General features: G+C 57.4%; 28 protein-coding genes and 4 pseudogenes. 17 read left to right on the top strand and 15 right to left on the bottom strand.

All coding sequences use genetic code 11. From position 1 onward, the window contains the following. Positions 1-123 precede the first annotated feature (123 nt). Complete coding sequence (locus PSH79_RS12045; protein WP_305443150.1) at positions 124-486, bottom strand: DUF6124 family protein; 363 nt, start codon at positions 484-486, stop codon at positions 124-126. Positions 487-773: 287 nt separating this feature from the next. Between PSH79_RS12045 and PSH79_RS12050 the strand changes: the two are divergent. Further along, positions 774-1,291, top strand: a pseudogene (locus tag PSH79_RS12050) (transposase). A 99-nt stretch (positions 1,292-1,390) separates the two neighbouring features. Next, positions 1,391-1,621, top strand: coding sequence for a hypothetical protein (locus PSH79_RS12055; RefSeq protein WP_370872628.1), 231 nt, complete (start codon positions 1,391-1,393; stop codon positions 1,619-1,621). Between the two features lie 226 nt (positions 1,622-1,847). On the opposite strand, the gene PSH79_RS12060 is transcribed toward PSH79_RS12055, so the two are convergent. Together PSH79_RS12060 and PSH79_RS12065 are read right to left on the bottom strand one after the other, a co-directional pair. Then, positions 1,848-2,153 carry a hypothetical protein gene (locus PSH79_RS12060; RefSeq protein WP_305443153.1) on the bottom strand — a complete coding sequence of 102 codons (306 nt, stop codon included), beginning with the start codon at positions 2,151-2,153 and terminating at the stop codon, positions 1,848-1,850. A 146-nt stretch (positions 2,154-2,299) separates the two neighbouring features. Beyond that, complete coding sequence (locus PSH79_RS12065) at positions 2,300-2,494, bottom strand: hypothetical protein (RefSeq protein WP_305443155.1); 195 nt, start codon at positions 2,492-2,494, stop codon at positions 2,300-2,302. A gap of 134 nt (positions 2,495-2,628) precedes the next feature. Between PSH79_RS12065 and PSH79_RS12070 the strand changes: the two are divergent. After that, positions 2,629-3,145, top strand: a pseudogene (locus tag PSH79_RS12070) (transposase). A 315-nt stretch (positions 3,146-3,460) separates the two neighbouring features. Next, the gene (locus PSH79_RS12075; RefSeq protein WP_305443157.1) at positions 3,461-4,177 is read left to right on the top strand and encodes a class I SAM-dependent methyltransferase; all 717 of its coding nucleotides are present in this window, start codon (positions 3,461-3,463) and stop codon (positions 4,175-4,177) included. A gap of 44 nt (positions 4,178-4,221) precedes the next feature. Here the strand turns inward: PSH79_RS12075 and PSH79_RS12080 are convergent, their stop codons facing one another. From PSH79_RS12080 to PSH79_RS12100, 5 genes and pseudogenes are all read right to left on the bottom strand, one after another. Further along, positions 4,222-4,677 (bottom strand): VOC family protein, encoded by a 456-nt coding sequence (locus PSH79_RS12080; protein ID WP_305443159.1) that lies wholly within the window; start codon positions 4,675-4,677, stop codon positions 4,222-4,224. Positions 4,678-4,707: 30 nt separating this feature from the next. After that, positions 4,708-4,869: a DUF2986 domain-containing protein gene (locus tag PSH79_RS12085; protein ID WP_305443161.1), complete on the bottom strand. Its 162-nt coding sequence runs from the start codon at positions 4,867-4,869 to the stop codon at positions 4,708-4,710. 286 nt (positions 4,870-5,155) lie between these two features. After that, positions 5,156-5,641, bottom strand: a complete 486-nt coding sequence (locus PSH79_RS12090; protein ID WP_305443163.1) for a GNAT family N-acetyltransferase — start codon at positions 5,639-5,641, stop codon at positions 5,156-5,158. A 61-nt stretch (positions 5,642-5,702) separates the two neighbouring features. Further along, positions 5,703-5,786: pseudogene (locus tag PSH79_RS12095) on the bottom strand (VOC family protein); the annotation flags it as partial. 186 nt (positions 5,787-5,972) lie between these two features. Beyond that, positions 5,973-6,449, bottom strand: coding sequence for a hemerythrin domain-containing protein (locus PSH79_RS12100; RefSeq protein ID WP_305443927.1), 477 nt, complete (start codon positions 6,447-6,449; stop codon positions 5,973-5,975). A gap of 233 nt (positions 6,450-6,682) precedes the next feature. Between PSH79_RS12100 and PSH79_RS12105 the strand changes: the two are divergent. Then, a pseudogene (locus PSH79_RS12105) lies at positions 6,683-6,784 on the top strand (DNA methylase); the annotation flags it as partial. On the opposite strand, the gene PSH79_RS12110 reads toward PSH79_RS12105, so the two are convergent. Both PSH79_RS12110 and PSH79_RS12115 read right to left on the bottom strand, forming a co-directional pair. Then, positions 6,781-6,996, bottom strand: coding sequence for a PLD nuclease N-terminal domain-containing protein (locus tag PSH79_RS12110; protein ID WP_187678691.1), 216 nt, complete (start codon positions 6,994-6,996; stop codon positions 6,781-6,783). The pseudogene PSH79_RS12105 and the gene PSH79_RS12110 overlap by 4 nt on opposite strands. A gap of 75 nt (positions 6,997-7,071) precedes the next feature. Further along, positions 7,072-7,962, bottom strand: coding sequence for a LysR family transcriptional regulator (locus tag PSH79_RS12115; RefSeq protein ID WP_305443166.1), 891 nt, complete (start codon positions 7,960-7,962; stop codon positions 7,072-7,074). A 110-nt stretch (positions 7,963-8,072) separates the two neighbouring features. Here PSH79_RS12115 and PSH79_RS12120 point away from each other — a divergent pair, with 110 nt between their 5' ends. The 5 genes from PSH79_RS12120 to PSH79_RS12140 all read left to right on the top strand — a co-directional run bounded on the left by PSH79_RS12120 (position 8,073) and on the right by PSH79_RS12140 (position 12,403). Then, entirely contained in the window at positions 8,073-9,080 is a 1,008-nt protein-coding gene (locus PSH79_RS12120) for a zinc-binding alcohol dehydrogenase family protein (protein WP_305443168.1), read from the top strand. Positions 9,081-9,135: 55 nt separating this feature from the next. Beyond that, a complete protein-coding gene (locus PSH79_RS12125; protein ID WP_305443169.1) occupies positions 9,136-10,320 on the top strand; it encodes an L-dopachrome tautomerase-related protein in 1,185 nt (394 codons plus the stop codon). 29 nt (positions 10,321-10,349) lie between these two features. Next, the gene (locus tag PSH79_RS12130) at positions 10,350-10,658 is read left to right on the top strand and encodes a putative quinol monooxygenase (RefSeq protein WP_305443929.1); all 309 of its coding nucleotides are present in this window, start codon (positions 10,350-10,352) and stop codon (positions 10,656-10,658) included. A 123-nt stretch (positions 10,659-10,781) separates the two neighbouring features. Next, positions 10,782-11,909 (top strand): saccharopine dehydrogenase family protein, encoded by a 1,128-nt coding sequence (locus tag PSH79_RS12135; protein ID WP_305443170.1) that lies wholly within the window; start codon positions 10,782-10,784, stop codon positions 11,907-11,909. A gap of 2 nt (positions 11,910-11,911) precedes the next feature. Next, entirely contained in the window at positions 11,912-12,403 is a 492-nt protein-coding gene (locus tag PSH79_RS12140; RefSeq protein ID WP_305443173.1) for a DUF2269 domain-containing protein, read from the top strand. Here the strand turns inward: PSH79_RS12140 and PSH79_RS12145 are convergent. Then, the gene (locus PSH79_RS12145; RefSeq protein WP_305443175.1) at positions 12,387-12,863 is read right to left on the bottom strand and encodes a thiol-disulfide oxidoreductase DCC family protein; all 477 of its coding nucleotides are present in this window, start codon (positions 12,861-12,863) and stop codon (positions 12,387-12,389) included. The two genes, PSH79_RS12140 and PSH79_RS12145, sit on opposite strands and share 17 nt — an antisense overlap. Before the next feature lie 43 nt (positions 12,864-12,906). Between PSH79_RS12145 and PSH79_RS12150 the strand changes: the two genes are divergently transcribed. Continuing rightward, complete coding sequence (locus PSH79_RS12150; RefSeq protein WP_305443177.1) at positions 12,907-13,167, top strand: SDR family oxidoreductase; 261 nt, start codon at positions 12,907-12,909, stop codon at positions 13,165-13,167. On the opposite strand, the gene PSH79_RS12155 is transcribed toward PSH79_RS12150, so the two are convergent. Continuing rightward, positions 13,156-13,545, bottom strand: a complete 390-nt coding sequence (locus PSH79_RS12155; RefSeq protein WP_305443179.1) for a hypothetical protein — start codon at positions 13,543-13,545, stop codon at positions 13,156-13,158. The genes PSH79_RS12150 and PSH79_RS12155 overlap by 12 nt on opposite strands. Before the next feature lie 90 nt (positions 13,546-13,635). Here PSH79_RS12155 and PSH79_RS12160 point away from each other — a divergent pair, with 90 nt between their 5' ends. The 5 genes from PSH79_RS12160 (at position 13,636) to PSH79_RS12180 (ending at position 16,239) form a co-directional block, all read left to right on the top strand. Next, positions 13,636-14,121 (top strand): DUF6130 family protein, encoded by a 486-nt coding sequence (locus tag PSH79_RS12160; protein ID WP_305443182.1) that lies wholly within the window; start codon positions 13,636-13,638, stop codon positions 14,119-14,121. 55 nt (positions 14,122-14,176) lie between these two features. Further along, positions 14,177-14,479 carry a helix-turn-helix transcriptional regulator gene (locus tag PSH79_RS12165; RefSeq protein WP_305443184.1) on the top strand — a complete coding sequence of 101 codons (303 nt, stop codon included), beginning with the start codon at positions 14,177-14,179 and terminating at the stop codon, positions 14,477-14,479. 62 nt (positions 14,480-14,541) lie between these two features. After that, positions 14,542-15,504 (top strand): zinc-dependent alcohol dehydrogenase family protein, encoded by a 963-nt coding sequence (locus tag PSH79_RS12170; RefSeq protein ID WP_305443186.1) that lies wholly within the window; start codon positions 14,542-14,544, stop codon positions 15,502-15,504. Between the two features lie 55 nt (positions 15,505-15,559). Then, entirely contained in the window at positions 15,560-15,871 is a 312-nt protein-coding gene (locus PSH79_RS12175; protein WP_305443188.1) for an antibiotic biosynthesis monooxygenase, read from the top strand. A gap of 149 nt (positions 15,872-16,020) precedes the next feature. Next, the gene (locus PSH79_RS12180) at positions 16,021-16,239 is read left to right on the top strand and encodes a hypothetical protein (RefSeq protein ID WP_305443190.1); all 219 of its coding nucleotides are present in this window, start codon (positions 16,021-16,023) and stop codon (positions 16,237-16,239) included. A 39-nt stretch (positions 16,240-16,278) separates the two neighbouring features. Here PSH79_RS12180 and PSH79_RS12185 read toward each other — a convergent pair whose 3' ends face one another. After that, a complete protein-coding gene (locus PSH79_RS12185) occupies positions 16,279-16,455 on the bottom strand; it encodes a hypothetical protein (protein ID WP_305443192.1) in 177 nt (58 codons plus the stop codon). An 85-nt stretch (positions 16,456-16,540) separates the two neighbouring features. Here PSH79_RS12185 and PSH79_RS12190 point away from each other — a divergent pair, with 85 nt between their 5' ends. Continuing rightward, positions 16,541-18,460 carry a tyrosine-protein phosphatase gene (locus tag PSH79_RS12190; protein WP_305443193.1) on the top strand — a complete coding sequence of 640 codons (1,920 nt, stop codon included), beginning with the start codon at positions 16,541-16,543 and terminating at the stop codon, positions 18,458-18,460. A gap of 12 nt (positions 18,461-18,472) precedes the next feature. Here the strand turns inward: PSH79_RS12190 and PSH79_RS12195 are convergent, their stop codons facing one another. Next, on the bottom strand, positions 18,473-20,056 hold the full coding sequence (locus PSH79_RS12195) for an EAL domain-containing protein (protein WP_305443195.1): 1,584 nt from the start codon (positions 20,054-20,056) through the stop codon (positions 18,473-18,475). A 121-nt stretch (positions 20,057-20,177) separates the two neighbouring features. Beyond that, positions 20,178-21,149: an AraC family transcriptional regulator gene (locus PSH79_RS12200; RefSeq protein ID WP_305443197.1), complete on the bottom strand. Its 972-nt coding sequence runs from the start codon at positions 21,147-21,149 to the stop codon at positions 20,178-20,180. Between the last annotated feature and the right edge of the window lie 127 nt (positions 21,150-21,276).

Raw genomic sequence — 21,276 nt, forward strand, 5'->3', positions numbered from 1 at the left:
CGGATGCTCCCGTAATCAGGGATCTGAAATATACCTCTAGGAATGACTGCTTTTGGCTGTGGATTCAACCGGTGGACTTGAACAGTGGCGACAGGCAAACCAGTCGCCACTGAATGAACGCGACTACCCGGCGACATCAACCCTATCCAAAGCCCGATTCACCGCCAACTCCCCAAGCATCACCACCTGTGCAATGCCCAGCAAAGTCTTGCGAATCGACCCATCCACATGACCGGCAACATCACCCAGCATGACACTGGCCGAGGCCAACGATTCGCAGGCATTCGCCAGCAACGATTCAACGTCAGTCTCCGGATTGACCGAAAACATCATGCTGGGTTTATACGGCGCAGCCATGATCGCCGCCGCAGGTTTTAGGTAGTGGTCGAGCGCGCGTTCTGCCGCGTCGTGGAATTTCTTGGAATCGGATGATTCGTAAGGGGAGGCCGGGTCTGTTTGCGGCGGGTTTGGCGTTACTTTGCACATTTCTTCTTTTTCCTGTTGTGGGGCCGCCGCTCCGAGCTACTAAACAGGGGGTGGCAGCTGTGCGCAGGTTAGTAGACCGGGGAAAAGAAGAAAGCCGGCGCGCCCGAGGGCGCCCTACGCACAGCCGCCATTAAGTGCAGGTATGCAAATACCTGTCTGAGCGACGCTTGTGCACTTTCATTTACCTCGGGCTACTAGGCTCTGCACGAAATCATCTGAAACTCATTTGAACCCAGCAAACGCCGGGAGTCAGTAAAGTCCGCGCCCATCAACGGCAGGAGCCCACGATGGCCAAACGGTACGAACTCCCCGACGCAGCCTGGGATTTGGTTGCAGACATCTTCAGTGAACACCGCCGTAACGGACGCCCACGGGCAGATGATCGGCTGATGCTCAATGGCGTGCTCTGGGTACTCTGTTCGGGTGCTGCTTGGCGCGACATGCCCGAGCGTTTCGGCCCATGGTCGACGGTCTATCAGCGCTTTCGTGGCTGGCGCAATCGCGGGACGTTCGAGCAAGAGCTATGACTTCGAAGCGTTGCGTCGCTACTGCGACCGCTATCGGATGCAGCCGATAATTCTGCTACGCACGATGAAGCGCAAACTCAAGCCGGGATTACCGAGACTGTTTGATCGCCCCAAGTACCGGCAGCGCAACATCATCGAGCGCATGTTCGACTGGCTGGTTGAAAGAGAGGCGGCGCATCGTTACGCGCTTCGACAACCTCGCAAAAAGTTATGCGGCGATGGTCTCACTGGCTTGTGCCATGGGGTGTTTGAGACAGTACTTTTCGTACAGAGCCTAGGTAGGGTCTGCTGATACCCTTGTCAGGAGGCCCCGCCCTTTAGTCGATGTCTATGAATTCGGTGACAACTGGGAACTGCGAATTAAAGTCGAGAAAACGTTGCATGCGATTATTTTCCCGCAAGGGCCGTGTTACATCGATGGAGCCAATGCTCGCCCGCCGGAGGACATCGGTGGCGCGCCGGGGAATGAAGATCTTCTGTCAGCGTTGTCGGATCCGAACCACCTTGAGCACGAGGCAATGTCGGAGTGGTATGGGGATGATGGGTTTGATCCGACGGCGTTTGACTGCGAGTGGGTCAATCAATGGACGAAGCAAGCGAAGGTCTGATCAGCAAGAGGGTGTTGGGCTGACGCTTACGATGAAAATGCGAGGGCCAATGGCCCTCACGAATTGCCGAGGTTGTTGGCCTCGACTTCACTATGAATTGACCGAATCAATTAAAATCGGAAGCGTACTAAAGGCTACCCAAGGGTTGTTCTTTACTAGGTCAGCGTGCGTTGAGTTGATACTCCTCAACGTATCGCAGACCTGCTTTAAAGTAACTAACCAATAATCAATGTCCGTTTGATTTGGATGGATTTTCAAGGGACAGTTCAACGTCCCATTGATTCAACTCCGCGGCTACATTATCCTCTTCCTCATACGTCTCATGATTTTGACCGGAATTATCGGGAGAACAAATTGAATTGATGCTACTGAAGCTGAACTCCCCTTCTGGAGTGGTTACAGAAGTGTCCCCTATGCGAATGATTGTCCCCGAGTGACATTCTAAGTCGCCATTGTTGAGCCGCCTCCAAAAACGCACAGCTCCGTCAACCCCAATTTGGCTAAGCTTGGATCGTGCTGTTTGATTATCCATGATGAATTTTCCAGTACGGTGAGTGAAGGTTCCACTTTACGGGCGTAGTCTGTTGATTGAACCTGTTAAACCTGACAGGTTTTTAGAACTTTTCGAAATTGGAAGGTTATTCGGAAGCACATATAACCAGTTTCAGAACACAGGCTTTAATATTCTGCCAGCCCACTCAGCAACCTGCCTAACAACGGCGTTTCCGGCACTGAAAGCCTCTGCAAGTTTGCCCGCATCCAGTCCGAGGCAAAGCCCATCATTTTCAGACTTTCGCTGCCGCTCAACCCTCTGATCTTTATCTGTTCCAGCAGGTCGATCGAGCCATGCTCGACGAAGATTGGTCGATTCATAAAAAACGGAAGCGTACTGCAGACTACACAAAGGGATTTTGTTAGGCGCTGTACGAAATCATCTGAAACTCATTTGAACCCAGCAAACGCCGGGAGTCAGTAAAGTCCGCGTCCATCAACGACAGGAGCCCACGATGGCCAAACGGTACGAACTCCCCGACGCAGCCTGGGATTTGGTTGCAGACATCTTCAGTGAACACCGCCTTAACGGACGCCCACGGGCAGATTATCGGCTGATGGTCAATGGCGTGCTCTGGGTACTCTGTTCGGGTACTGCTTGGCGCGACATGCCCGAGCGTTTCGGCCCATGGTCGACGGTCTATCAGCGCTTTCGTGGCTGGCGCAATCGCGGGACGTTCGAGCAAGGGCTATGACTCCGAAGCGTTGCGTCGCTACTGCGACCGCTATCGGATGCAGTCGGTAATCCTGCTACGCACGATGAAGTGCAAACCCAAGCCGGGATTACCGAGGCTGTTTGATCGCCCCAGGTACCGGCAGCGCAACATCATCGAGCGCATGTTCGGCTTGCTGGTTAAAGGGGAGCTGTCGCATCGATATGCGCTTCGACAAACTCGTAAAAGTTATGCGGCGATGGTCTCACTGGCTTGGGCCATGCGGTGTTTGAAACAGTACTTTTCGTACAGAGCCTAAACCCGATCACTGGGAATCAGTGACGGGAATCAAGTTACCGATGGCTCTCCAGGCGCACAAGCCGGCGGATTCTGGCGTAGTCGTAGGCAACGACGCAAGGTGTTGTAGCCTTGATGGCGTAACGCGAGGTGACTTTTAAACGCCGGCGTAAATATCCTTAAACACACCGGCTAAACGCCAGCGAAGCTCACAAAAATCAGCCAGACAGCCACTCCAGATCCGCATTCCCCACAGGAATGCACTACATGAAATCATTGAATTTTTCTTATCCCACAGCACGGCGTACTTTGCTGCAAAGACAAGGAGAATCGCCCATTGAACTCATCCACCTCCAACTCCGCCGGAAAATTCGACACTTCTCGCGCCAGCGAATATGCCAAACAAAGCCGCATTGCACTGGCGGGTTATGACGCCTGCCACGATCTGTCGGCGTGCATGTTGGCCGCCAGCCTCGGCGCCTCGCCCTCGGCCAAAATACTGGTCGTCGGCGCTGGCGGTACAGCGCAGGAAATCATTGCGATGGCCGCGCTGGAGCAGAGCTGGCGCTTCACGGCGGTAGATCCTTCCGAGCCAATGCTGGAGGCCGCGACGCAGCATTTGCAGGCCAATGATTTGCTGCACAGAACTCAGATGCATTTAGGGCATGTCGATGACTTGCCGGCTGATGAGTCATTCGACGCGGCGACGTTGATCGGCGTGCTCCATCATCTGAATGGCGATGAACCGAAACGAGCAATCCTGCAATCGATTCAGGCTCGCCTGAAACCAGGCGCGCCGCTGATCATCGCGGGCAACCACTACGCTTATGCCAGCCAACCGTTATTGCTGGCGGCATGGGGGCAGCGGTGGCGGCAGCAGGGTGCCAGTGCTGATGAGGTGCAAGCCAAGCTTGGCAAGATTCTTCAGGGCGCCGATCCGCCGCATTCGGAGGCGGCGGTTCAGGCGTTGTTGCATGAGGCTGGGTTCGGTGACGCGACGCGGTTTTTCAGCAGTCTGTTCTGGGGGGCGTGGCTGGCAGGTAAAACGCTTTGAGAAAGGACGGAGGCGCTCTCCCAATCCCGGGAGTGGTTCATCACTCAGGCAAACGCACACTTCATGAACGCTTCCAATGATTTCTCTTCCAGAATTTCAATAGAGAAGTGGCCGAAGCGTTTCGGCAGCCAGATAATCCGTGTCCCGGACGGGGATTGCAGGTGTTGGCGGGTCAATGGATTGCCATTTTCATCTTCAGGCCGCACACCGGCGATCAGCAGGTCGTCATAAGCTTTCTCGATGTCCGGTGTCGTGTAGCAGTGACGGTAAATCATTCCTTCGCCGACGGTATCGAGCAGCGTCTTCAAGTTCCCTTCCAGCGGTTGCACCAGCATGAAACGCTCTTGTCCGATCATCGCGACCGCGTAGCGCACATGCAGGCCGCCGCGTTGCCATATCTGGGTTTTGGAAATGTTGGCTTTGAGGATCTGCGCGTAGTAGGCACACGCGTCCTCGAGATGGTTGACCAATACATCGACGTGACTGAACTTCAGATCCATTGAATGCCTCCCGCCGATGCGATGTCCGGATTAATCAGTGATCGCGGGGCTCTCTGTCGAAGCTGCCGCCTCAGCCTCCAGCTTGGCCCGATCAGCCTTGCTGATGTATTTGGGCTTTTTCGGCGCTAGTTTCGCGCTGGCCTTTTTGGCTTTTTCCTTGAACAACTGCTGCAGTTTTTTCTGACGGTTCATGTTTTTTCACTCAATTTTTTCGTGCGGGAGGGCAGCGATTCAACGAAACAGCTCAGGTATTGATAGCTGGTTTCACGGCGTCCCAGCCGCGGTAATACGAATTGTGCGCATGGTAGGCGGGAATCGGGGCGATGGCTAGAATTCAACGTGACGGGTCGTCCACTTTCGAAATGCCAGAGCATCGGCGAACGGACATTGATCACCAGCAGACTCTCAGTGTGCTCGGGATAGCGTGCCGCGCCGGCAATCGCCCCGCTTAGTCACGTGCGCAGCCCGTTTTGGCGCTTCACGCCAGGCGCATACCCATCTCGACGGCACGCTCCTCGAAACCAAACTCCGCATACATGCGCGCCGCGCGTTCGTTGAACGGCCAGACCGTCAGGCGCAAATCCTGTGCGTCATGTTCAATCGCCCAGTCTCTGACGCGCTGAATCAAGGCGCGACCAATGCCTTTGCCGGAAAACTGTTCGGCCACGCACACCGATCCGATGCGAACGACTTTCTGCGGCTGCATCAGTGGCCCGGCGCTCGCCGACAGATTGGCCGTGATAAAAGCCGCAGCCTGATCGCTGACGTGGGCGATGAAGACAACCTGATCCGGCTTCTCGAATACCCCTGACCAGTGCGGCAGGTCACGGGAAAAGTCTTCGGTGGCGGCGGCATAGATATCAGGGCGGGCAGCGTGATGCACCTCGTTGAGCAATTGGCCCAACTCACACATGATCAGTGCATCGGCGGCGGTTGCGACTCGGTAAGTGACGGTTTCTTCCATGATGCGTATTGTCCTTGAGTGTGTTGAGGGGGCGCGAAACTGCGCCAGGTGACTGCGAGCCTCAGGTTGAGCTGACGGACCGCTCACCCAAACGCTCTACCAACCTGACAAGATAACCGTCTGGATGCTGGACGATGAATTGTCGAGGAGGTGACGGTACTACAGGTGCGTGCGGGCTTGCTCGCGAATGTGGTGGGTCAGTCGATGCAGAGGCTGGACGTACCGGACTCTTCGCGAGCACGCGAGCGCCCACAACGGATCGTTGACTGTAGTGAAATTAATGAAAAAAAAGCCCGGCATATTCTGCCGGGCTTCGGGTGCCTTCAGACATTTACGCCGCCATATTTCCGGCCGCCATGTCCTTCTTGTAACGGGCCTTCATGGCTTCCATCTCGGCACCCAGTTCATCGAGTTTCGCTTTACCCAAAAGTTTTTTCGCCTGAGGAAACATTTCCGTTTCTTCCTCTTCGATGTGGTGTTCCAGCAGTTCCTTGACCACTTTCACCCGACCGGCAAACTCAGGTGTGCCGGGATCGGTCATTTTCAGATCCGGCAGCACCAGCGAATCCACCGTGCGGTGCTCTTCTTTGGCTTCGAAGTACATGATGTCCTGTTCTTTACTGCCGGCTTCCTTGAACGCGGGGTAGAGAATTTCTTCTTCGAGGCGGGTGTGGATCGAGATTTCCATTTCGAGCCTGGCCAGCAGCTCGCCGCGTTTTTTCAGCGCTCGATCCGTCGATTCGCTCAGTTGGGTCAGGATGCCTTTTACTTTTTCATGGTCGGCTTTGAGTAGGTCGATCGCGTTCATGTGAGTTGCCTCTGCTTTCACGGATAGAACACAGGCCGTTGAGCCACGGTGCTGTGGATTCGCTGAAGCTGTCGCATTTGGTGTGCCAACTTGCGGCGCGTGGACGAACCGCACTGGAACAAGGGTTTGCGCTGGGCGGGGCAAAAGGCTGTCATGCAGCCTGCATGAACAGAGGCCGGCGGGCATTGCAGATCACCGTTTGAGCTGAATGACGTGCGTTGCGACGACACGCCGACCGCCAGGCGTTCGAGAAGCACCTGGCGGAATTCGACGGGATGGGTCCGAAGACTGTAGAAATTTTCATGCGTGAAGCCGAAGCGATACTTTTCCCTTAGCGACCGGGATGCGACGCCGTATTCTGGCTGATGTGTTTTGGGCCCGCGATCGCCCAGGCGATCAACCCGAACAGCGGCACAAACACGATCAGAACAATCCATACCCCTTTGTTATTCGACTTCCCCTCACTTTTGCGCACCCGATTGATGGCCCACAGTTCGATCAGCAGAAGAACTGCCGCCAGTACGATCCACACGGTTTCGATTTGCATTGGCTACCTCCTGATGGTCTTTCTTAGGCGGCGCGAGGTGTGACGGGTTCATTTATTTTTTGCTCAGCGCCGGGGTTAAACCGGCTGCAGGCCGGCGAACTGACTGTTCAACCAGGTGTAGAGCTGCGATATCGCAGGGGAGATCTGCTTGCGATGCGGGCACACCAGACTCAATGGCGAGGCTTCGCCGGGATGGTCCGGCAGCAGTACGATCAGCCGTCCTGCCGCCACATCCGCGCTGACATCCAGCCACGATTTGTAGGCGATACCTTCACCGTCCAGCGCCCAACGCCGCACCACGTCGGCGTCATCGCTGAACAGAGGGCCTGAGACTTGAATCGTCTGCGCACCCAGGCACCATTTGTCGTAGACCCGGCCATTCTGCAGATAGAGCAGGCAAGAGTGATCCTGAAGTTCGCCCGGTGTTTTCGGCTGTCCGTGACGCTGCACATAGTCCGGCGAAGCAACCAGCACTCTGTGATTCCAGGGCGCGAGAGGCAGTGCCACGTAGTTGGCGTCTTCGTTCGAGCCATACCGAATGGCGACATCCACCGGATCGCGGAACAGATCGGCCATTTGGTCCGACAGGACAAAGCGCAGGGTAAGTTTCGGATGCTGACGACGGAACGCGGTCAACCACGGCAGCAAAATATTGCGCCCCAAGTCAGAAGGCGCGGTGACTTGCAGCACGCCGCGTAGCGTGGCGTTTTCACCCCGCAGGTTTTCCTTGCCTTGCTTCAACGCCTCCAGCACGGCGTGCGCAGTGGGCAGGTATTGCTCGCCCTCAGCGGTCAACCTCAGGCTGCGCGTAGTGCGCGCGAACAGACGAACGTCCAGTTCGCGCTCCAGCCGTTTGATGGCAGCAGCGACCTGACCGGGCAACAGATCAGCCTCCAGCGCCGCAGCGGTAAAGCTGCCCAGCGCTGCGCTGCGGATGAACAAACCGAGATCATCGATGCGGATCATTTTCACTCCTGTAGTGAAAGTGTTGGCGCATTCTGCAGGTTTTTCTTTGTCCGTGGGAAGCCGAAGATGGCGGCATATCAACGTATCAGCCCTTCAGACAGCGAGTTTTCATGAAAGCCATCACCTTCACCCAGCACGCCCTGCCCATCGAAGATCCACAGTCATTGCAGGACATCGAGATGCCTGCGCCAGTGCCCGGCCCACGGGATCTGCTGGTCGAAGTGCGGGCGGTTTCAGTCAATCCGGTCGATACCAAGGTACGTGCCGGTACTTTCACCAAGGAACCGAAAATCCTCGGCTGGGATGCGGCAGGTATCGTCCGTGAGGTCGGGTCTGAAGTGACACTGTTTCAACCCGGTGATGACGTGTTCTACGCAGGCTCGATTGCGCGCACCGGCAGTTACAGCGAATTGCATGTGGTGGATGAGCGGATTGTCGGGCACAAACCACAATCCTTGAGCGCAGGCGCTGCTGCCGCGTTGCCACTGACCTCGATCACTGCCTGGGAGTTGCTGTTTAACCGGCTCGGCGTCGTAGAGGGTTCAGGGGAGGGCGAGTGCCTGTTGATCACGGGAGCGGCTGGCGGCGTGGGTTCGATGCTGGTGCAACTGGCCCGGCAGTTGACCCGCCTTACGGTAATTGGCACGGCGTCACGTCCGGAAACGGCGGATTGGGTGAAGCAATTGGGGGCGCACCACGTCATCGATCATGGCCAGCCGATGTTCAGTCAGTTGCAGGCGCTGGGCATTCGCGAAGTCGACTATGTCGCCAGTCTGACCCACACCGAGCAACACTTTTTACAGCTGATTGAAGTGCTCAAGCCGCAGGGGCGTCTGGGCGTGATCGACGATCCCGAGCGTCTTGATGTGATGCCGCTCAAGCGCAAGTCGTTGTCGCTGCATTGGGAATTGATGTTCACCCGCTCGCTTTACGAAACCGCGGACATGATCGAGCAGCATCACTTGCTTGACCGGATCTCGGACCTGATTGATCGGGGCGTTCTGCAGACCACCGTGGGCGAGCATTTCGGCGCTATCAACGCAGCAAACATGCGGCGCGCCCATGCGTTGGTCGAGAGCGGCAAAGCCCGGGGAAAAATCGTCCTTGAAGGGTTCTGATCAGCGCCGTCCAGACATTCAGAGGGGGCCTTCGAAGCGGCCGCCAGGAGCACGTATGCGTATGAAAAAACTTCCCGTCCTGTTGGCCATGGTCTCGGCCGCTGTGTTGGCGACGCCGTTCGCTCATGCGATCAGCGTCATTCCTTTAGCGGCGGATGCACCCGCTGATCGATCCTTCGGCAAACTGGAACAGGTCCATGGGTTTTACGACGCGATGCCAACCGGCGTAACGGTCAGCGAGACCGGGCGGATCTTCGTCAACTTTCCGCGTTGGGGTGACAACGTACCGTTCACCGTGGGCGAGATCCGCAACGGCCAGGTCGTGGCTTATCCGAATGCCGCGATCAACCGGGAAAACCCCAACGATCCGAGCGATGGTCTGATCAGCGTACAGAGTGTGGTTGCTGACGGGCAGGGCCGCGTCTGGCTTCTCGACACGGCCGCGCCGGGCTTCGCTGAGCCGAAGCCGCTTGGCGCGAAGCTGGTGGCGGTAGACCTTGCCAGCAACAAAGTCGTCAAGCGCCTGGTATTTCCAGAGAACGTCATGTTGCCCAGTACCTACGTCAACGACATGCGTTTCGACTTTCGCACCGGCGCCGAAGGCACGGTCTATCTCACTGACTCATCCTTGCGCGGCCCCGGGGCGATCATCGTCATGGACATTGCCACTGGCCGTGCCATGCGCCGCTTGAGCGGCGTCCCGGCAACCTCGGTTGATCCGGCTTTTGTACCGGTGGTTGAAGGCTTGGCAGTGACGGTCGAAGGTCCTGACGGCAAACGCAAACCGCTAGGCGTGGCATCCGATGGGATTGCGCTGTCGGCGGATGGCAAGACGCTGTATTTCACGCCGCTATCGAGCCGGCATTTGTATGCCGTATCCACAGCGCTGCTGCGCGATACCGGCGTAAGTGAACAGCAACTGGCCGCCGCTGTGCAGGATCTGGGCGAGAAAGGCGCATCCGATGGCATGGCAGCGGATGCCGAAGGCGCTGTCTATGCCGGGGACTACGAGCACAACGCGATCCGCAAGCGCCTGCCGGATGGCCAATGGCAGACGTTGGTGCACGACCCGCGTCTGCTCTGGCCCGACACCTTATCGATCGGCCCCGACGGTTACCTGTATTTCATCGCGAACCAGTTACACCGCCAAGCGGCGTTTCGCGATGGTCAGGATCAGCGGCAAAAACCCTACAGCCTGCTACGCCTGAAAATCGATGCGGCGCCCGCACCTACCCGTTGATACCTGTTTCGGATCTTGGAGAATTGATGATGACTGCATCCGCTGAAGTGTTGGTTTCGATTGCCGTGCTCAAGGCCAAAACGGGTCAGGAGCAAGCATTGAAAGACGGGTTGTTGGCACTGGTTGACCCCACCCGGGCAGAGCCAGGCAATCTCGACTATGTGTTGTTTGAACTGCGTGACGAGCGCGGCACGTTCTACATGCGTGAGGCGTTCAAGGACCAAGCGGCGCTGGACGCGCATTTCGCCACGCCGTACTTCCAGCGCTTTGCAGCAGCGGCGAATGATCTGCTCGCTGAGCCGTTGCAGCTGATCTTTCTTGAGCAAGTCTCGATCTGACGTGACCGCACAGGCGCCTTGGATTTGTTGAGTGGCTTGCTGGCGCTCGGCTCTATATTCTTAACGCCGGTAGGTCCGTGTCGGAATTGGCTGAGAACAGCCTGTCATTTAGGGAAGCGTTAAATGCCGTTCAGGGTGATGGTGGTCGGTGGCTACGGCAATTTCGGTAGCATCGTTTGCAGGCATTTGGCGGTCATGCCGGGTGTGGAACTTTTGCTCTCGGGGCGTGATGCGCAAAAGTTGCAGCGCAAGCTCGATGAGTTGAACCGCCAGCCCGGCACGGTCGCCCAAGGCTGGTGCGGTGATGCCATGGGAGCGGAGTTCAGCTCGGTTTTGCGTTCATTGAACATCCAGTTGGTGGTTCATACCGGCGGGCCGTTTCAGGGCCAATCCTATGCAGTCGCCGAAAGCTGCATCGCTGCCGGGGTGAATTATTGCGATCTGGCGGACTGCCGAACCTTCGTCAATGCCGTGGGCGTTCTCGATGCCCGGGCGAAAGCGGCGGGCGTGGCGATCCTCAGTGGTTGCAGTTCGGTGCCGACACTTTCATCGGCGATCATCGATCAGCAGCGTCATCGCTTCGCACGGATCGACTCGATCGAACACGGCATTTCTTCTTCGGCGAAGATGCCGGGGCTGTCGACGATTGAAGGTGTTCTGGCCTACGCAGGCAAACCGATCAAACAACTGAAGGACGGTAAGGTGCATGAGGTATCGGGTTGGCAGGATCTGACCCTGCGCAAGATGCCGCAACTGGGCACCCGTTTGTTGGCCAACGTCGATGTGCCAGACATGGATATTTTTGCCGGCCGCTATGGCGCGCAAACCCTGAGGTTCAAGGCTGGCGCCGGGTTGAAGCTGGGCGGTATCGCCAACGCTCTGTTGGCGCAGGCGCTGAAGACCGGACGGGTTCGCGACCATACCGTTTGGGCCGCAAGACTGCATCGGCTGGGCACCCGCTTCGAACGTTTCGGCGATGGCAAAAGTGCGATGTACATCGACGTTCAGGGGCTTGGCGTTGAAGGGCAACCGCTATCCATGACTGCGCAACTGACCGCACTCAATGACAAAGGCCCGGAAATCCCAAGCTGCGCGGCTGTGGCGCTGGTGGCAAAAATGGCCCAAGGCTACGTGCCGCAACCCGGTGCCCGGCCTTGCGTGGGTGAAGTCAGCGTCGACGAATACCTGGCCGCAATCAATGATCCGGACAATCTGAGTTTGTCCGTGCATTTCTCTGACGGGCAGCACTGAGCATGCTCTATCTGGGCCTCAAGTACCTGCACATCATCGCGGCGATTTTCCTGTTCGGTTTCGGCATGGGGTCCTACCTCTATCTGGTCGCCGCGAGCCGCACGGCCAACCCGCAGGTGATCGCCCATGTCGCGCGTATGGTCGTGCGTTTCGATGCGTGGATCACCACACCGGCAGGCTTTGTACAGATCATCACGGGCTATCTGTTGATGAAGCTCTCGGGTCTGCCCATGACCACTGAGTGGGTGCTGACCTCGCTGGTCATTTTCCTTTGTGTCGGGTCGCTGTGGCTGCCGGTGTTGCTCTTGCAGAAACGCTTGTGGGTGATGGCAACGAGTGCGGGGGAGGCCGGGACGGGGCTCAATGAAGATTATCGAGCCGTGTACAGAAAGTGGTTCTGGATGGGTGTCGCCGGCTTTGCCGGGATGTTTGTGATTGTGTTGATGATGGTGACGAAGATGACGCCGGTTCAACTGGTCAGTTTTCTGCTTTAGCAGCAGTCGGCACAGTCATTTTCAAGAAGCGCTGGTGATGATCGGGATTCGGCAGCAGGCACGTATCGTACTTGCCGAACAGCCGATAACGGTTCAGCGCGATGCGGTCATAAGCCCAATCGCGCAACCTGCGCGGGACGACACGCAGCAATCGCAAGGGCTGCCAACGGGCGGATAACTGGCCGATGACTTTGAAAAAGGCATCGGAACGTTCCCAATAATGCCGGTCGCGAATCACCGCCATGGTGTCGAACTGATCCACCGGCAACCCCGCCCAGGCCAGCAGCGCCTGGCCTTCGGGTGACTGAACTGCCGCCAAGCGCACACGCCGCTGATGATCATGCCGAATCAGAAACCGCGCCCAGCCATTGCACAGCTTGCAAAAGCCGTCGAACAGCACCACGGTCTCGCCTGGCTTGAGCAGTGGCGCGGGGGTAGGGCGGGTTTTTGAACTGGGCATCAGCGTGAGTCCATGGAGGCCGGATGTTGGAGATCATAACCGCGTGGCAGGTTTGGCGTCCGCTTTTGGCCGATTGTTGATCGATGGAAGAAGCGACATCGTTAAGCCTGGCATTGCGCTTGGCCGTTATGGTCAGTCCACGGAAATTGCCAGTGTGGTGGCGTTCCTTGCCAACCCAGAAGTGTCTTTTGTCACGGGCGCCGACATCGTTGCCGACGTGGTTTCACTGCCTCATCCGGTTTGCGCCCCCGCAAAAAAACTGATGAAGAGTGAGTGCTTTTTTAAAGAGGCGCTAGAACTTTGAGCGCAAGCGCTTGAACGACCGCCGTCCCCGCAGAGCACCCCACGAGAAGGCCAGTCCAGCGCCGCCGGATGCAATGAATAACGCGATGTCGCGCAGCAGATACAAGCTGAAGCGCCATGGCTGCTCGTCGAAAACAAGGTGTTCTTTGATTTTGTGCGGCCTACGCCCCGTCATTGAATCGAACTGTCCAATATTCAGTGCGTCGTTCAACTGCTCGGCTACCGCCCATGCGCAAAGCAGGCACAACAGGGCGCAGATGACACAGTAGATGCGGAGTCGATATTCCGGGATCACACAAGCTCCTTCTTCTTGATCTGATGATGACGGTATCAGCTGCTCGGCCTGGCATTTCTGAAGTGAAGGATAGCTGAGCCACATTCGCGCCTTGGCATCGCTCTAGGCAGCGAGGGGCAACAGCAACCATTGGTTTGAACTAGGCTTGAATGAAATAACGCGGGAGAAAAACCCATGCCCCTCGCTTCCGGAAATCTATTGGCCTTGGCATTGAGCGCCTTCTTTTGCACCGCTGTATGCGCAGAAGGGATAGCAGATGCCGTTTCCCCACCGGCAATACTGCCATTGGACTCTGAGACTGCGCCCAAACTCATTGCCTACCCGCCGCTTGTCGAGCCACTCGCCCGTGGTGTTGTCATTATTCAATATCAAGCGGATCACGCCAGGATCATGCCGGTATTTGGCAAAGCGGCTGCCGATGTTTCACCGCGTCTCGGGCACCTCCATGTGACCGTCGACGACTGGAAGGGCACATGGGCACATACCAGCGACGGCCCGATTATTCTGGTGGGACTGACGCCCGGCGCTCACAGGGTTCTTCTTGAAGTAGCTGATCCGACTCACAAAATACTCACCAGCACGACAGTGAGTTTTGTGGTCCCGGAGAAGAAATCAATGGACGTCTCCCACACTGCAGACGCTCACGCCTTAACACCATAACGGGTGAGAATGTTTTTCGTATTGACATATCGAAAAATATCGATATCCTCGCGCCATGGACTTACTCGACATATTTAAAGCACTCTCAAACCGTACCCGTCTTGAAATCTTGACCGGTTTGAAGGACCCCGAGAAGAACTTCCCTCCACAGGATGAAGGGGACGTTCACACGGTGGGCGTTTGCGTCAGCAGTATTCAAGAAGGCGTCGGACTTTCGCAGTCGACGGTGTCGTCTTATCTTGCAACGCTGCAACGAGTAGGACTGGTTGAAGTCACGCGCATCGGACAGTGGACTTACTACAAACGCAATGAAGCCACCCTCCGTGTGCTTGCCGAGATCATAGGGAAGGACCTGTAGTTTTTTTGCCCAATGATATCGATAAATCTCGATATCCCTTTTTGTCGAAATGAGGATTTACAGTGAAAGCGCTGATACTGAAATCATTTGGCGGTCCGGAATCGTTCGAACTTTGCGATGTGCCCAAACCAGTGCCGCAGGCAGGACAGGTCTTGGTTCGGGTACATGCAACCTCCATCAATCCGTTGGATTTCCAGGTTAGACGTGGTGATTATCCCGATCTGGTGCCACTGCCGGCCATCACCGGGCACGACGTGTCCGGGGTTGTTGAAGCTGTCGGTCCGGGGGTGACGGCTTTCGTTCCGGGAGACGAAGTCTGGTACACCCCGCAAATATTTGAAGGCTCAGGCAGTTATGCCGAATACCACGTTGCGGCCGAAAGCATCATCGGCAAAAAGCCGCCTTCGCTGAGCCATCTTGAGGCTGCGAGCCTGACGCTGGTTGGCGGGACGGCGTGGGAAGCACTGATTGTGCGAGCGGCGCTCAGAGTGGGGGAAAGCATTCTGGTGCACGGCGGTGCGGGCGGCGTCGGTCATGTCGCGATACAGCTGGCAAAAGCCATGGGCGCCAAGGTGTTCACTACCGTACGCGAGGCAAACTTCGAGTTTGCACGGGGTTTGGGTGCCGACGTGATTATCGACTACGAAAAGGAAGATTACGTCGAGGTCATCCTGCGGGAAACGGCTGGCTACGGCGTCGATGTGGTGTTCGACACCATTGGTGGCAACACATTGTCGCGCAGCCCCGATGTTCTCGCGCAACTTGGCCGGGTGGTCTCGATTGTGGACATTGCCCAGCCACAAAACCTCGTTCAGGCCTGGGGCAAGAACGCCAGTTATCACTTCGTGTTTACCCGGCAAAATCGCGGCAAGCTGGATGAGTTGAGCGCATTGGTGGAGCGCGGTCAGCTACGGCCGCATGTTGGTGCTGTGTATTCGCTTGCCGACATTCCGCTTGCTCATGCGCGGCTGGAGAGTCGCAACAACGGTCTCCAGGGAAAAATCGCAATTGCCGTCGCGCCATAGGCTCATCTGCTCAATGCGCATTCTTGACTGTTGAAGCTCAATGTGGAGAAAAACCATGATTTATGAAATCGCTGTGCTCCCGGTTCACCAGGAGCACATTGAAACCTTCAAGCGTGCATTTGCCGCAGTCGCTCCTTTGCTCTGCCGCGCAAAGGGGTATATCGGTCACACGCTCGCTCAGGGGATCGAAACCCCCCATCAATTCAACCTGATCGTGCAATGGCAAACACTGGAAGATCACACCCCAGGGTTTGAAGCGAGCGAAGACCATCGGATATTCATGTTGGGCCTGGAGGAATACTTTTCGCAGGAGCCCACGGTCTATCACATTGAGGGGCCGGCTTTTTCTACCGGCGAACAAGGATGAGTCGAACAGCGTCCTGACCTGATTTTTTTTGATTGGCGGTATCATTGACTGTGTCAATAACAGCCATTAACTCAATCAGGTTTTCATATCAGATTTGCGGCGTAAGATCGGCTCCATACCCACTCACTGCACTTCTGGAGCACACCGCCATGAAACGTCAAACCATCCTCGGCATCGCTTTCTCGATCTTTGCACTGAACGCTTTTGCCGCAACTGAAACCGACCCATTGTTCAGCGATGCCGTTGCGGCAACTGAAACCGATCCGCTGTTCAGTGACGCCATTGCCGCTGATGGTTCGGATCACCTGAAAGACAATCGGGTAGCCGAAGGTGGTGCTGATCGTTTGCTCGAACGCCGTGCAGTCTGAATGCAATGTTTGACCGCAATACAAGGCGAAAGCCCGGCCTCAACCGCCGGGCTTTTTTGCCACCTGGTTTCGGCGCTGCTGACTGCCACTGCGCATTTTCAGGGTATCGTCTCGTAGCGGATCAAGTTCATCGGCCAACATCAGCGCCGGCGGGAAATCGCTGAAGTCGCCGTTAATGGACAGATTGCGCACCCCATGGCCCAATCGCGCAGCCATTTTCACTCAAACTTAATCTGTCATATTCCTTATCACTTCATTGCACATAGTCACCAGCCCAACGCTTATTCCATGAGGCTGCACTGTGTTTCAACGTCTTCTGTGTTCGCTGTCCGTTCTGAGCCTGTCCATCGCCGCTGTCCACGCTGCCGAGTCTGTCCCGCTCGACACGCCGCGCCTGAGCAGCATCGACAATTTTCGTGACATCGCCGGCCTCACCACCGCGTATTCCACCGCCCACGACGGGACGATGCGTAGTGGCGTGTTCTACCGCTCCAACGCGCTGACCCCGTCGGCAGCGGATCTGGCGACCCTCAACAGCCTCGGCATCAAAGTCGTCTACGACCTGCGCACGCCTAGCGAAATCGCCGCCACGCCGGACACCATGCTCACCGGCGCGACCTACGAAAACATCGACATCATCGGCAGCACCACTTCCGGCGCAAACATCACTACGGTCTCGTTCAAAAGCGCCGCCGACGCCATCGCCATGATGGAGCAGACCAACCGCGCGTTCGTCAGCGATGCGGGCATGCGCGGCCAGTTCGGCAAGCTGTTCAACGAACTTGCCAGTGTCGACGCCGCGCAGTTGTTCCACTGCACTGCCGGCAAGGATCGCACCGGCTGGACCGCCGCCGTGTTGCAGAGCATCGCCGGCGTCGACGATGCAACCATCATGGCCAACTACCTGGCGACCAACGACTACACCGCCGCCCGCGTCGCCGCCACGTTGAAAGCAATGCCGGCAAGTATGGCAAGCATCTATGCGCCGCTGCTCGGCGTGCAGGCCAGCTACTTGCAGGCCGGCCTCGATGAAGTCACCGCCGAATACGGCAGCATGGACAACTACCTCAAACAAGGCCTGGGCCTGTCGCAGGAAACCATCTACGTCCTGCGCGGAAAACTGGTGGAATACAACAGCCTGCCGGGTCAGGCCGGCCTGATCGGCAACGCCGCTGCCGGCGCCGAGTTGTTGCGACAGTTGCAGAACACCAGCCTGTCCGGCACCTACAGCGCTTACAATTATTACCTGCAATCGGCCATCGACGCCGGCACCCTCAGCGGAGTCCAATCCACGGTCGGCGGCCAGGTCCACGCCGATGCCGCCAGCTACCTGCTGCGCCAGAACGCAATGATCGAACAAGCCACCGCACCTTTCGCCAGCGGCACCGACCTCAAAGTCGGCCAATACCGCCTCTGGACCACCGCGCTCGCCGGCTACCTCGGTACCGACGGCTCAGCCCACGCCGACAGCAGCAACGAACACAGCCAAGGCCTGATGGTTGGCATTACCCAGCGCTTCACCGAGCAACTCAGCGCACGCGGTGGTATCGGTTACAGCAAAGGCACTGTCGGTGGGGCCGGTGGCGAAACGGATACCGACTTCACCTTCTTCAACATCGGCGCTCGCTACGGCTTCACCAGCCTGGAACGCGGCCTGTTCGTCGATACCAGCGCCAGCGCCGGTTATGTCGATTACGACAGCAAACGCGACCTCGGTGGCGGCCTCGGCACAGCGAAGGGCGACACCCACGGCAACCTCACTGGCGCGACATTGGCGCTGGGTTACCGAGTGCCAGTCAGCGGCATGATTCTGGAACCGAGCCTCGGCCTGCGCGTCAGCCACCTCGATCTGAAAGGCTTCCAAGAGAAGGGCAGCGAACTGTCGTTGGATGTTGATGACAGCAAACAAACCCGCCGCAGCGCCGTGGCCAATCTCGACGTGTCCTTCGCCCCGATCGTCATGGGTCACTGGCAACTCGTGCCGGGTGCGCGCGTCGGTTATGAGCATGTGCTTGGCGATCATCAGGTCGACAGCGAAGGTCACTTACTGGGCCTGGATATCGAACAACGCGCCGCTTTCGACAACCGCGATCAGTTCAGCGGCGGCGTCAACCTTATGGCCAGCCTTGGTCCAGTGAGTGTGGGTGCTGAGGTGGGTGCCAGCGGAGGAGGCGACAGCCACGGCTTTGCCGGTAGCCTGAAGGCCAGTTACCAGTTCTAAAAAACGCCGCATTCACAGGCATTCAAGTGCTTGCCCGACTGGCGCTTGGGCATTCGAATGCTTGTGCAGGAACCCATAAAATTGCGCGACGGGCATCGGTCTGGCAAACAGCCAACCCTGCCCGAAGTGAACGCCATGACCACGCAAATACTCCCGTTGCGCCTCGGTCTCTATGCCCTCGGCCACCAGTTTCAAGCGCAGACTCTTGGCCATTTCGATGATATGCGCCGTCACCGAAGACGCCGTCGGATCGACGTCGATGCTGTCTACAAACGACTTGTCGATCTTCAACACATCCAATGGCAACTGTTGCAGATGTTGCAGGCTGGAAAAACCGGTGCCGAAATCGTCGATGGCCGCCATAAAGCCCAACTCGCGAGCCCGATTAACGGTCTGCCGCGCCGCATCAATCTGCAGAAAACCGCGCTCGGTCGCCTCCAGCCAGATCTGACTCGGCCACACATCAGCCTTGCGTATTGCTGCTTGCAACCGGGGCAGAAAACGCCCGCTGCTGACATCCGCCGCCGCCAGATTGATCGCCACATGCAGATCACGCTGCTGCACCAGGAGCGGCCCCAGATCCTCCAGCACATGGTCGATGATCTGATCCGTGATCGGCAGAATCAAACCACTCTGCTCCGCCAATGGAATAAACGCGTCTGGCGGCACCAGACTGCCGTCCGGACGCAGCCAGCGTAACAGCGCTTCGGCCCCGACGCAGGCGCCATCGTGCAAATCAATGATCGGCTGATAGTGGACGATGAACTCGTGATTGCGCACCGCCAGCTCAAGTTCCGCCAGCGGCGTAAAGCGCTGCCGGGTCCGCCTGACGAGCATCAACACCAACATGCCGGCGAGCAGCCCACCTATCGGCAACAACAGCATCTCCCTGCGGATCAGCCCTTGCAGCAACTCATGGCGTGACACGGCGGCAATCGCCACCCAGTCGCCGCTGTGCACCAGCGTATAGAGATAGCCGTCCTCCAGCGCCGTGGCCGAGCCCAAGTGCACCCGACTCATGAACCGTTCCGCCCCAGGCCGCGACACACCGACCAGTTGCCCGGCGGCCGTGCCGATCATCAGATGCACATCATCCTCGACCATCACCTGCAAAAACTGCTCAGGGTCGACCAGCACATTGAACGCAGCATATTGCAGCGCCATCATCGGCTTTGCCGGAACAATCCGCGCCTGAACGCCAAGCGACACACGCACCCCGTCAGCGGTGGTGAAATCTTCCTTCCACGGCGTCACCCGGTGTCCCACCGTCCCCCACGAACCGCAGGCATAAACCTCTTCCTCAACATAGCCGATCGACTTCACCGAGAACGTGTTGATGGTCAGCAGGCGCATTTCATCGATGCTCTCCGGGGTGCAAGGGGCGAGCTCGGACGCAGCGATGTTCTTCAGCACGCCTGCCGCCTCATTGAAAGTGTTATTGGCGCGATTCGAGGCCACGACGGCCAGTGCTTCCAGACGTTGCTGCGCCGCAGCGAGGTTCAATACCCAGGCGACGTAGCCCATCAAAAGTACGGGAAGCAAGACACACGGAAGGCCCAGGAGAATACTCCCCCAGACAATGCGTTTTTTGTTCATTTGACGCCACCTTGGCCCACGGCCCGTGACGTGCGGCTGCACGGCTGATTCTTCAGCAAAAACAGCTTACCCCCGCCGCCCGCCAGCAAACTTGTCGCAGATCAATATTCCCGAGTAACGCTCAACGCCGACCGATCAACTGCGCAGGACTGACCCCATAAGCCTTCTGAAAATACTGGCAGAACCGCCCCACATTACTAAACCCAAACCGCAACGCCACCTCCGTCACCGACCCCGAATGCCGCTGTGCCAGCGCCGCATAAGCCCGCTCCAACCGCACCTGCCGCTGATACGCCACAATCGACGTCCCGACAAACCGGCGAAACCCCTCCTGCAACGCCCGCTGACTGACATTACTCAACCGCGCCAGATCCACACCACTCACCAACTGCTCCGGATGCGCCTGAATAAACTCCACCGCCAACTTCACATGCCGCGGCGCAACCAACGGAGCAGGGCGGCGCAAGGCCTCAGTGAAATTGTGCGGCCAGGCCTCCAGCACCGCATCAATCAACATCTCCCGCAGACGCGACGGCATCAACGTGCCGGTGTTGATCAACACATCAAACTCAGTCCCCGTCGCCAAATCGATCAACGCCTTGATCCCCTGAAACCCCGCCGTGTTCAGATCCACTACCGGCTCAAACACGATCTTCTGCAAAATCGGCTTACCCAACAGCGCCGACAAACGCTCGGTGAGCTGACCCCGACCAATCGACATCCCGTGCTGCGCGTGATTGTCGAGAAAGTGCATCGAGCGAATGTCAGCCTTGTCGATGGCCAAACCGATGTGCGTCATGCCGACGGACTCGGTGGTGTGTTGGAAGATGATCTTGCCCGCAGTGGGGATGACGAAAGTAATTTCGTCCTGCGGGTCTGGGAAGGTCACGGTGAAATCACCGTGGTAATGCATACGACGAAAACTGACCCCTTCGTGCCGACCGTAGACGCCGCCGATGATGATGTCGGGTGGTGGGGGCGGGGTGTCGGAATAGCGGTTGCCGAAGAGTTTGGAGAAGAGCACGCCGAAGTCTTCGCAGTGGAGGTTTTCGGAGCGGAGGATGATTTTTTGGCGGGGTGGGGTTGGGAACACTTTGGGTGGTTCCTTGGGTTGGGAGGATTTTGGAGAGGGCGTGTGCGTTTGGGCGGTGTGAGGGTAGCAGTTGGGTGTGACAGGGCTGTGAAGGGAAAGGGGGTACAAATTGAAGGGGCTGCTTTCG

Source organism: Pseudomonas sp. FP2196, from assembly GCF_030687715.1.
In the GTDB taxonomy this organism is placed as follows: Bacteria; Pseudomonadota; Gammaproteobacteria; order Pseudomonadales; family Pseudomonadaceae; genus Aquipseudomonas.